3 protein-coding genes and 1 pseudogene are annotated in these 3,038 nt (G+C 71.3%); 3 read left to right on the plus strand and 1 reads right to left on the minus strand.

Translation table 11 applies throughout. The annotated features are described in order from the left end of the window. Window positions 1-585, minus strand: a pseudogene (locus tag G6020_RS08575) (acyl dehydratase); the annotation flags it as partial. Window positions 586-698: 113 nt separating this feature from the next. Between G6020_RS08575 and G6020_RS08580 the strand changes: the two are divergent. The 3 genes from G6020_RS08580 to G6020_RS08590 form a co-directional block, all read left to right on the plus strand. Next, a complete protein-coding gene (locus tag G6020_RS08580) occupies window positions 699-1,853 on the plus strand; it encodes an acyl-CoA dehydrogenase family protein (protein WP_182610333.1) in 1,155 nt (384 codons plus the stop codon). After that, entirely contained in the window at window positions 1,850-2,302 is a 453-nt protein-coding gene (locus tag G6020_RS08585) for a MaoC family dehydratase (protein ID WP_182610334.1), read from the plus strand. The genes G6020_RS08580 and G6020_RS08585 overlap by 4 nt, the downstream gene beginning before the upstream one ends. Before the next feature lie 16 nt (window positions 2,303-2,318). Continuing rightward, window positions 2,319-3,038, plus strand: a 720-nt coding sequence (locus tag G6020_RS08590) for a beta-ketoacyl synthase N-terminal-like domain-containing protein (protein WP_182610335.1), incomplete at its 3' end; no start/stop codon positions are given.

A 3,038-nucleotide genomic window follows, 5' to 3' on the forward strand; every position in this document is an offset into this window, starting at 1 on the left:
CGCGGCGCGGTAGGCGGCCAGGTCCCAGGCGTCGGGTGTCGCCCACGGCCGGGAGGTGGCGGTCCCGACCGCCGCCAGGTCGTCGGTGTGGGCGCACGAGTCCGGGTCGACGCCCGGAGCCAGGGGCAGCATGGCGCATCGGTGGAAGTCCAGGACGGTCCGTCCGTCCTGGTCGGTGGTGGTGATGCGGAGCGCGGCGAGCCCGGTGGGGGTGCGGCCCGGTGAGTGGCTGTTGGTCTTGAGTCCCACGACCTCCGTCCGGGTGGTCAGGGTGTCACCGATCCGGGGTGCGGTGAGCAGACGCAGGCCGCGGTAGAAGAGGTTGGCCCGCACGCGCTGGGTGACAAGGGTGGACTGGCCGATCGCGACGTCGACGACGAGGCCCGGGTGGGCCACCGTGCCGCCGGTGACGGCGTGGGCGAGACGACGGTCCAGGGGGAGCCGCAGCCGGTCGCCGAGGATCGCCTGGTGTGCGGCGGCGAGACCGTCGGTCAGGGTGACGGACGGGGCGTCGACGACGACCTGACCCACCGCCAGCTGGTCGAAGTAGGGTCCGCCGACGGGCCGGGCGTCGCGAGTGTCCATGACCGGCATCCTAACCAAACCATGCGCATGATTATTGACTATCGGATGGAGGGTTGCGATGATGTCCGGACCCCGCCCGACGGGCGGATCGAGACGACGACGAGGTGTCACCGGTGCCGGACCTGAACCAGGACGAGGCCGACCTCGTCGCGACCGTGCGCCGGTTCATCGACCGCGAGGTCAGGCCGTCCGTGCGCGAGATGGAGCACGCGGACTCCTACCCGGAACGCTGGATCGAGCAGATGAAGCAGATCGGGATCTACGGCCTGGCCGTCCCCGAGGAGTACGGCGGGATGCCGGTCTCGATGCCCTGCTTCGTGCGCGTCACCGAGGAACTCGCCCGCGGTTGGATGTCCCTGGCGGGCGCCATGGGCGGGCACACGGTGGTGGCGAAGCTCCTCACCGAGTTCGGCACCGAGGAGCAGAAGTCCACCCACCTCCCGACGATGGCCACGGGTGAGGTGCGGGCGACCATGGCCCTCACGGAGCCCGGCGGGGGGTCGGACCTCCAGGCCATGGGCACCGTCGCGACACCCGACGGAGACGACCTGGTGATCACCGGGGCCAAGACGTGGATCTCGAACGCGCGCCGCTCCGGCCTCATCGCCCTGCTCTGCAAGACTGACCCGTCGGCGACGCCCGCGCACAGGGGGATCTCGATCGTCCTGGTCGGGCACGGTCCCGGGCTGACCGTCTCGAGGGACCTGTCCAAGCTCGGGTACAAGGGCGTCGAGACGTGTGAGCTGGCCTTCGACGGCTATCGCACGCCCGCCACGCAGGTGCTCGGCGGCGAGCCCGGACGTGGCTTCGCCCAGATGATGAAGGGCCTGGAGACCGGACGGATCCAGGTGGCCGGCCGTGCCCTCGGGGTGGCGGCCGCCGCCCTCGAGGATTCTCTCGCCTACGCGCAGCAGCGGGAGTCGTTCGGGCAGCCCATCTGGAAGCACCAGGCGGTCGGTCACCGTCTGGCCGACATGGCCACCAAGCTGTCCGCCGCGCGCCAGCTCACGCTCCACGCCGCCGAGCGTTCCGAGGCCGGCGAGCGCTGCGACATGGAGGCCGGGATGGCCAAGCTGTTCGCCTCCGAGGTCGGCATGGAGATCGCGCTCGACGCGGTCCGGATCCACGGCGGGTACGGCTACTCCACGGAGTACGACGTGGAGCGGTACTTCCGCGACGCCCCGCTCATGATCGTGGGCGAGGGGACCAACGAGATCCAACGCAACGTCATCGCATCGCAACTGGTGCAGCGAGGAGGACTGTCATGAGGGTGTTCGAGGGACTGGAGCAGCTCGAGGCCGAACTCGGGCGACACGTGGGGTACAGCGACTGGATGGAGATCACCCAGGACCGCATCGACGCGTTCGCCGACGCGACCGGGGACCACCAGTGGATCCACGTCGACCCGGTCCGGGCGGCGCAGGGGCCCTACGGAGCCACCATCGCCCACGGCTACCTGACCCTCTCCCTGCTGCCCGTGCTGGGCGCGGAGGTCATGGAGATCCGGGGGTTCCGGATGATGATCAACTACGGCGTCGACAAGGTCCGGTTCCCGGCACCGGTCCCGGTGGGATCGCGCATCCGGGCGGGGATCGAGCTCACCTCGCTCCAGCGCAGGGCCTCCGGGGTCCAGTTGGGCAGTCTGGTGACCGTGGAGGTCGAGGGCTCCGACCGTCCGGCGGTCGTCGCCGAGACCGTCCGGATGATGGTGGAATGAGTCGGTGAGTTCCCGCATGTCGCGGGCCCTCGCCGACGTCGTGGTCTGCGAACCCGTGCGCACCGCGGTGGGTCGCCGCCACGGCGCCCTCGCCCCGCTCGCGGCCGCCGATCTGGCCGCGGCCGCGATCTCCGGTCTGGTCGACCGCACCGGTCTGTCCGCCACGGATGTCGACGACGTGATCCTCGGGCAGTGTTACCCGAACGGGGAGGCTCCGGCGATCGGGCGCGTCGCGGCACTGGACGCCGGCCTGGACATCCGCACCCCCGGGATCCAGATCGACCGCCGGTGCGGATCCGGACTGCAGGCCGTGCTCAACGCCGCGATGCAGGTGGCGGTGGGCGCGAGCGAGGTGGTGATCGCGGGCGGGGCGGAGTCGATGTCGAACAGCGAGTTCTACTCGCTCGGCCTGCGCGGCGGTGTCCGCGGTGACCGCGTGGAGTTCGTCGACCGCATCGCGCGGGGCCGGGTGACGTCGGGCGGCCGTGACCACCCGATCCCCGGAGGCATGCTCGAGACCGCCGAGAACCTCCGCGCCGAGTACTCGATCTCCCGAGCCGAGCAGGACGAGCTGGCGGCCGAGAGCCAGCGGCGCGCCGTCGCGGCGCAGGACGGGCGGGTGTTCGACGAGGAGATCGTGCCGGTGCGGGTCCCCCGGGGCGGGGGAGACGACGTCGTCGTCGTCGACACCGACGAGCACCCCCGCCGCGGTGTCACCGCGGCATCACTCGCCGCG

Origin of the sequence: Dietzia sp. B19 (genome assembly GCF_014145155.1) — a bacterium.
Lineage (GTDB): Bacteria > Actinomycetota > Actinomycetes > Mycobacteriales > Mycobacteriaceae > Dietzia > Dietzia natronolimnaea.

Excerpts from the sequence above, each read along its gene's own strand:
- G6020_RS08585 (WP_182610334.1), top strand. The coding sequence starts at position 1,850 with ATGAGGGTGTTCGAGGGACTGGAGCAGCTCGAGGCCGAACTCGGGCGA.